5 protein-coding genes and 1 pseudogene are annotated in these 7722 nt (G+C 70.0%); 1 reads left to right on the forward strand and 5 read right to left on the reverse strand.

Features of this window, described 5'->3' with window-relative positions:
• Positions 1-49: 49 nt before the first annotated feature.
• The 5 genes from rpsA to PROKR_RS10795 all read right to left on the reverse strand — a co-directional run bounded on the left by rpsA (position 50) and on the right by PROKR_RS10795 (position 7259).
• Positions 50-1525 (reverse strand): 30S ribosomal protein S1, encoded by a 1476-nt coding sequence (gene rpsA, locus PROKR_RS10775; RefSeq protein ID WP_020014760.1) that lies wholly within the window; start codon positions 1523-1525, stop codon positions 50-52.
• A gap of 219 nt (positions 1526-1744) precedes the next feature.
• The gene (locus PROKR_RS10780) at positions 1745-3526 is read right to left on the reverse strand and encodes a dipeptide ABC transporter ATP-binding protein (RefSeq protein WP_211240104.1); all 1782 of its coding nucleotides are present in this window, start codon (positions 3524-3526) and stop codon (positions 1745-1747) included.
• The gene (locus PROKR_RS10785; protein WP_051432887.1) at positions 3523-4425 is read right to left on the reverse strand and encodes an ABC transporter permease; all 903 of its coding nucleotides are present in this window, start codon (positions 4423-4425) and stop codon (positions 3523-3525) included. The genes PROKR_RS10780 and PROKR_RS10785 overlap by 4 nt, the downstream gene beginning before the upstream one ends.
• Before the next feature lie 56 nt (positions 4426-4481).
• Entirely contained in the window at positions 4482-5489 is a 1008-nt protein-coding gene (locus tag PROKR_RS10790) for an ABC transporter permease (protein ID WP_020014757.1), read from the reverse strand.
• Between the two features lie 123 nt (positions 5490-5612).
• Positions 5613-7259, reverse strand: a complete 1647-nt coding sequence (locus PROKR_RS10795; RefSeq protein WP_036963013.1) for an ABC transporter substrate-binding protein — start codon at positions 7257-7259, stop codon at positions 5613-5615.
• Between the two features lie 204 nt (positions 7260-7463).
• On the opposite strand from PROKR_RS10795, the pseudogene PROKR_RS34600 reads away from it, so the two are divergent.
• Positions 7464-7722 (forward strand): annotated as a pseudogene (locus PROKR_RS34600) (SAM-dependent methyltransferase); the annotation flags it as partial.

The raw sequence follows: 7722 nt of genomic DNA on the forward strand, positions 1-7722 counted from the left end.
CGGCCCGCCGCCCCCGAAGGGGCGACGGGCCGTCGGCGTTCAGCTCAGGTCAGTTGCCCGTGAGCTTCTCGCGAAGCGCGGCGAGCGCCTCGTCCGAAGCCAGCGTGCCACCGGCCTCCTCGGCCGGGGCCGAGGAGTAGCTGGTGCTGCCGCCACCGGCCGGAGCGGCCGGGGCCTCGGACGACGCCTCGGTGTCCGCGGTGAGCGCCTCGGCGACCTGCTTGCGGTGCGCGGTCCAGCGCTCGTGCGCCTTGGCGTACTCCGCCTCCCACGACTCGCGCTGGGTCTCGAAGCCCTCGAGCCACTCGTTGGTCTCCGGGTCGAAGCCCTCCGGGTACTTGTAGTTCCCGGCCTCGTCGTACTCGGCGGCCATGCCGTACAGCGCGGGGTCGAAGTCCTCGGACTCCGGGTCCACGCCCTCGTTGGCCTGCTTGAGCGACAGCGAGATGCGGCGGCGCTCCAGGTCGATGTCGATGACCTTGACGAACACCTCGGCACCGACGGTGACGACCTGCTCCGGCAGCTCGACGTGGCGCACGGCCAGCTCCGAGATGTGGACCAGGCCCTCGATGCCGTCCTCGACGCGGACGAACGCACCGAACGGAACCAGCTTGGTGACCTTACCCGGCACGACCTGACCGATGGCGTGCGTACGGGCGAAGGTCTGCCACGGGTCCTCCTGCGTCGCCTTCAGCGACAGGGAGACACGCTCGCGGTCGAAGTCGACGTCGAGCACCTCGACGGTGACCTCCTGGCCCACCTCGACGACCTCCGACGGGTGGTCGATGTGCTTCCAGGACAGCTCGGAGACGTGCACCAGACCGTCGACGCCGCCGAGGTCCACGAACGCACCGAAGTTGACGATCGAGGAGACGACACCGGGGCGCACCTGGCCCTTCTGCAGGGTCTGCAGGAAGGTGGAGCGAACCTCGGACTGCGTCTGCTCGAGCCAGGCACGGCGCGACAGCACGACGTTGTTCCGGTTCTTGTCGAGCTCGATGATCTTGGCCTCGATCTCCTTGCCGACGTACGGCTGGAGGTCGCGGACACGACGCATCTCCACGAGGGAGGCGGGGAGGAAGCCGCGGAGGCCGATGTCGAGGATGAGGCCACCCTTGACGACCTCGATGACGGTGCCGGTGACGACGCCGTCCTCTTCCTTGATCTTCTCGATCGTGCCCCAGGCGCGCTCGTACTGGGCGCGCTTCTTGGACAGGATCAGACGGCCTTCCTTGTCCTCCTTCTGGAGAACAAGTGCCTCGACGGCGTCGCCGACGGCGACGACCTCGCCAGGGTCGACGTCGTGCTTGATCGAGAGCTCCCGGGACGGGATGACACCCTCGGTCTTGTAGCCGATGTCGAGAAGGACCTCGTCACGGTCCACCTTGACGATCGTGCCTTCGACGATGTCACCATCGTTGAAGTACTTGATGGTGGCGTCGATGGCAGCAAGGAAGTCCTCCTCGGTGCCGATGTCGTTGACGGCAACCTGGGGGGCGGACTTCGCAGGGGTGGAGATGGTCATTGAGTTCGATGCTCCGATGCGGACATGGCGTAGTACGGACAGGGTCTGTTGAGCTCTGCTTGTGCGGTGCTCGTGAGGTGCCGGTAGGTCGCCGGAAGGCGCACGGCACCGCCAGTCATCCTAGTGGCGCGGCAGCGGGCTGGTCAACGCGAGCCAGGGTGGCGCGGGCCGCACGGCCCGACGCCACCCCGACCCGCCGACCGGCTCGGGAACCAGCCCTCAGAGGGCGAGCTCCAGGTCCTTGCCCGGGATCGCGTCGAGCAGGGTTCGCGTGTAGTCGGTGGCCGGCGAGTCGAAGACCGTGTCGACGGTCCCCTCCTCGACCACGCGACCCTGCTGCATCACCAGCACGCGGTCCGCGATCTGCCGCACGACGGCGAGGTCGTGCGTGATGAACAGATAGGTCAGCCCCAGCTCGTCCTGCAGGCCGGCGAGCAGCTGCAGGATCTGCGCCTGGACCACGACGTCGAGCGCGGAGACCGCCTCGTCGCACACCACCAGCTCGGGCGACAGCGCCAGCGCACGGGCGATCGCCACACGCTGCCGCTGGCCGCCGGACAGCTCGGCCGGGAACCGCTGCAGCTGGCCCTTGCTCAGCGCCACCTGCTCGGCGAGCTCCTCGACACGGGCGCGGCGGGCGGCCGCGTCCCCGTAGTCGTGGGCGCGCAGCGGCTCCTCGATCGCGCGGAACACCGAGTACAGCGGGTCCAGCGACGAGTACGGGTCCTGGAACACGGGCTGCACCCGGCGCCGGTACGCGATCTGGTCCTTGTGCCCGCCGGCGCCCACCAGGCCGCCGTCGAACGTGATGGTGCCCGTCGTGGGCTTCTCGATGTCCAGGATCATCCGCGCGAGGGTGGACTTGCCCGAGCCCGACTCCCCCACCACGGCCACGGTGGAGCCGCGCGGGATGTCGAGGCTCACGCCGTCCACCGCGGTGAAGTCCTTGCTGCGGGACAGCAGGCCGCTGCCACGGATCGTGAAGACCTTGCTCACGTCCTTGACCTGGACGAGCGCGTCGGACTCGCCCACCGTGCCGGCTGCCGCATCCTCGCCGGGGGCCAGGAGGGCGTCGTCGAGCACGTCCTCGAGGCCGCGCTCGCGCGCGATCTCGATGCGCCGCGAGGCGAGCGACGGGGCCGCCGCCATGAGGCGCTTGGTGTAGTCGTGCTTCGGCGCGGTCAGGACCTGGCGGGCCGGGCCCTGCTCCACGATCTCGCCGTGGTACATGACCACGACGATGTCGGCCCGCTCGGCGGCGAGGCCCAGGTCGTGCGTGATGAGCAGCACCGCGGTGCCGAGCTCCTGCGTCAGCCCCGCGAGCTGGTCCAGGATGCCCCGCTGCACGGTGACGTCGAGGGCCGACGTCGGCTCGTCGGCGACCAGCAGGGCTGGCCGGCCGGCGAGGCCCATCGCGATGAGCGCGCGCTGCCGCATACCGCCCGAGAACTCGTGCGGGTACTGGCCGGCGCGGCGCGCGGCGTCGGGCAGCCCGACCTCGTCGAGCAGCTCGACCGTGCGCGTACGCGCGTCGCGCCGCGTCCGGAGGCCGTTGTCGATCAGACCCTCGTCGATCTGCTGGCCGATCCGCATGATCGGGTCGAGGTTGGTCATCGGGTCCTGCGGCACCAGGCCCAGCTCGGTGCCGCGCAGCTGCGCCATGCGCTGCGCGGACACGTGGCCGAGGTCCTCGTCCTTGAACCAGATGTGTCCCTCGGCCACGGACCCGTTGCTGGCCAGCAGGCCCAGGACCGCCATGGCGAGGGTGGTCTTGCCGGAGCCCGACTCGCCCACGATCGCGACGGTCTGGCCGCGCCGGACAGTCAGGTTCGCGTTCGAGACGGCGCGCGCGGGCCCGTTCTCGGTCCGGAAGTCGACGGCCAGGTTCTCGACCCGCAGCACGACGTCCTCCGCCGAGGCGTCCGCCTGGGCGTCGGCCGGCGATTCGACCGGGCCGCCCACGGGGCCGTCCGGGGTCTTGTTGTCAGCGATGTCGGTCATCGTCGGGTCCTGTTCCGGGGGTCGAGGGCCTCGCGCAGGCTCTCGCCCACGAGGGTGAAGCCGAGGGCCGTCACGGCGATGCAGATACCGGGCAGGATCGCCAGCCGCGGCGCGACCGCGAGCTCCTGCTGCGCGGCCGTGAGCATGCGCCCCCACTCCGCGGTGGACGGCTCGCCGCCGCCCAGGCCGAGGAACGAGAGCGCGGCGGCCTCGATCACGGCGGTGGCCAGCGTCAGCGTCGCCTGCACGATGACGGGACCCACGCTGTTGGGCAGCACGTGGCTCATCGTCACCGAGCGCCGGCTCAGGCCCAGCGCGGACGCCGCCAGCACGTAGTCCTGCCCGCGCTGCGCGAGCATCGAGCCGCGCAGCAGCCGGGCGAAGATCGGGATCTGCACCACACCGATGGCGACGATCACCGACATCGACGACTGGCCCGCGATCGCGGCGATCGACACGGCCAGGAGCAGCGACGGCACGGACAGCATGAGGTCCACCAGGCGCATCGCGCCGAAGTCGACCCACTTGCCGAACCAGCCCGCGAGCAGACCCAGCGCCATGCCGCCGGCGAGGCCGAACAGCGTGGACAGCACGCCCACGAGGAGCGAGGCGCGCGCGCCCCAGATCAGCTTGCTCAGCACGTCGCCGCCGTAGCGGTCCAGGCCCAGGGGGTACTCGGCCGAGGGTCCGGGGATCATCGTCGGGCGCACGAGGGCACGGCCCGGCAGCTCGTTGGGGCCGTACGGGGCCAGCAGCGGCGCGAACAGCGCCACCAGCACGAAGACCGCGACGATCACGAAGCCGGCGATGGCCACCGGGTTCTTGCGCAGCGTGCGCCAGGCACGGGCCCAGACGCCCTCGCCCGCGTGGTCGGCGCCGCCGGGGCCGTCGCCGTGGATGGACCTGTGCAGCGGCTCGGCCGCCGCGCCGTCGGTCACTGGGAGCTCGTTGGCACTCACTGCTGCCTCCTCAGCCGGGGGTCGATCAGCCCGTACGACACGTCGACGAACAGGTTCACGAGGGCGTACACGATGGCGATCATCAGGACGAAGCCCTGCATGACGGGGTAGTCGGCGTTGAACACGGCCTCGGCGAGGAACGAGCCGATGCCGCTGAACGCGAAGACGGTCTCGGTGAGCACCGCGCCCGACAGCAACAGGCCGACCTGCAGGCCGATGGTCGTGAGCACCGGGAGCATCGAGTTGCGCAGGATGTGCTCGCCGCGCAGGCGGGAGGCCCGGATGCCCTTGGCCCGGGCGGTGCGCACGTAGTCGGCGTTCTGCACCTCGGACACGGCGGCACGCGTCATGCGCGCCACGATCGCCAGCGGGATGGTGCCGAGCGCGATGCCCGGCAGGATCAGGTGCACCAGCGCGTCCCATGCGGCGTCCCACTCACCGGTGAGCAGTCCGTCCAGCACGTAGAAGTTCGTCGGGTGCGTCGCGATCATCGTCGGGTCCTGCCGGCCCGTGGACGGGAACCAACCCAGCTCGACGGCAAAGACGTACTTGAGGATGAACGCGAGGAAGAACACCGGCACCGTCACGCCGATCAGCGAGACGACGACCGACGAGTGGTCGATGAACGAGCCCGCGCGGCGCGCCGCGATGTAGCCCAGCGGGATGCCGATGCCGATCGCGATGATCAGGGCCACGATGGTCAGCTCGATCGTCGCCGGGAACCGGGTCAGGAACTCGTCGAGCACCGGGCGGCCGGTCCGCGTGGAGACGCCGAAGTCTCCCTGCAGCAGGCGGCCGAGGTACTTGAAGTACTGCACGTGGACGGGCTGGTCGAACCCGTACAGGGTGTTGATGCGAGCGACGGCCTCTGGTGTGGCCCGCTCGCCCAGCAGGGCGGTCGCCGGGCCACCGGGCAGCGCCCGCACCCACGCGAACAACAGCACCGACAGCCCTAGCAGCAGCGGTATCAGGAGCAGCAGCCGCTGCACGATGAGGCGGAGCATACGTATCCCTCGTGGGGTAACTCGAATGTCACGGACAGCGGTCGGGGCGCGGCAGGCGCCGCGCCCCGACCTGAGCAATTCACCCTAAGGCGTGATGCGCCCTAGGTATGTCATCCCGGTCACTTACTCCGTGAACGTGATGACGTTGTAGACCTCGTCCTGCACCGGCGAGACCGGGTAGCCCTGGACCTGCTCGGTGAACGCGAGCGACGGCACGGGGCTGGCCAGCGGCACGCCCGGCAGGAACTCCATCACGGCCTCGTTCGCGGCCTTGTACTGGGCCTCCTGCTGGTCGACCGGCGCGTAGCGGGCGTCGCCGAGAGCCTTGAACAGCGACTCGTCGTTGAAGCCCCACTCGGCCGACTCCGCGCCGAAGAAGGTACCGATGAAGTTGTAGGTGTCGTTGTAGTCACCCGTCCAGCCGAGCAGGTGCAGCCCGTGCTTGTCGCTGCCCTGGATGGTGTCGAGGTAGGTGGGGCTCCACGGCTCCGGCGTCGCCTTGACCGTGATGCCGACCTCCTCGAGGTCGGCCGAGATGGCCTCGTAGATGGCCGCGGCGTCCGGCATGTACGGCCGGGAGACGTCGGTCGGGTAGTTGAACTCGAGCTCGAGGTTCTCCTGGCCGGCCTCCTTGAGGAGCTCCTTCGCCTTCTCCTGGTCGAACTCGTACGTGGCGACGTCGTCGCTGTAGCCCGAGACGGTGGAGGGGACGAACTGCGTGGCGACCTCGGTGCCCTCGGGCAGCGCGGCGGCGACCAGCGCCTCCTTGTCGATCGCGTGGGCGATCGCCTGACGCACCTTCGGGTCGTCGAACGGCTTCTGCTTCTGGTTCATGCCCAGGTACAGGATGTTGAACGGGTCGCGGTTCAGGACCTGGTAGCCACCGTCCTTGAGCGCGTCGACGTCGGCGGGCGCGACCAGGTCGTAGCCGTCGATGTCACCGGCCTCGAGCGCCTGGCGGCGCGCGGTGCCCTCGGCGATCACCGTGAAGACGATGTTCTTGACGTCGCCGAACTCGCCCCAGTAGCCGTCGAAGGCCTTGAGGGTGACCGACTCGCCGGCCTTCCACTCGCCGAACTCGTACGGGCCGGTGCCGACCGGGTGGCCGGTGGCGTACTCGGACAGCTCGGGAGCGTCCTCGGCGCCGCCGACCTCGTCCGCCTTGAACTCCTCGAGCGCCGTCGGCGACTGCATGGAGAACGACGGCAGCGAGAGCGCCGGGACCAGCTCCGGCAGCGGGCTCTTCAGCTTGACGACCGCGGTCGCGGCGTCGGACGCCTCGCACGAGTCGTACTTGCCGTTGTCGCCCTGCCCACCGAACACGTGCGTGTAGTAGTAGGACAGCGACTCGGACGCGGCCAGGCCCGTCCAGTTGGCCCACCGGTCGAAGTTGAAGCACACGGCCTCGGCGTCGAAGTCGGTGTCGTCCTGGAACTTCACGCCTTCCTTGAGGTGGAAGGTGTACTCGAGACCGTCGTCGCTGATGTCCCAGCTCTCCGCCAGCAGCGGGGCGGGGTCGGCCGTGCCCGGCTCGACCCCGACGAGGCCCTCGAAGATCTGGCGTGCGACCCGGAACGACTCGCCGTCACTGGCGAACGCGGGGTCGAGCGAGCCCGGGTCGGCGGAGGCGGCGAACACGAACGTGTCCTTTCCGCTTCCCTCGCCGCTGCCCTCGGCGTCCCGCTCGCTGGCGACACAACCACTCAGCGCGACCGCGGCCGCGGTCACCAAGGTGACGCCGCCCGCGAGGCGCGTAGCGCGTCGACGCATGGCACTCTCCTTCCTCGGGCGCTCCGGCGCATCCGGGTTCGGACGCGCCGGGGCGCAGACTTTGGGGCTGACCTTAGGAGCCCTTTCGTTGCTTCCGTATTTCGCTCCCGCACCTGCAATCCAATCGTGACCCTTTTGTTACCGCTGTGAATGTGGTAATTGGCCGGGGCTTCACCCCGCCGAGGGAGCGGGGATGATGGGCCCGTGAGCACCGACGAGCCCGTGTCCTTCGGCTACCGCGACGTGTCCGACGACGGCGGCCGTGCCGCCCGCGGCTGGTGGGACGCCAACGCGGTCGAGTACCTCGACGAGCACCGCGACTTCCTCGGCGACGCCGGCTTCCGCTGGGGACCCGAGGGCCTGACCGAGGCGGAGGCCGGCCTGCTGGGCGACGTCGCCGGGCGCGACGTGCTGGAGATCGGCGCCGGGGCCGCGCACTGCTCGCGCTGGCTCACGTCGCGCG

Origin of the sequence: Promicromonospora kroppenstedtii DSM 19349, from assembly GCF_000515355.1 — a bacterium.
GTDB lineage: Bacteria > Actinomycetota > Actinomycetes > Actinomycetales > Cellulomonadaceae > Promicromonospora > Promicromonospora kroppenstedtii.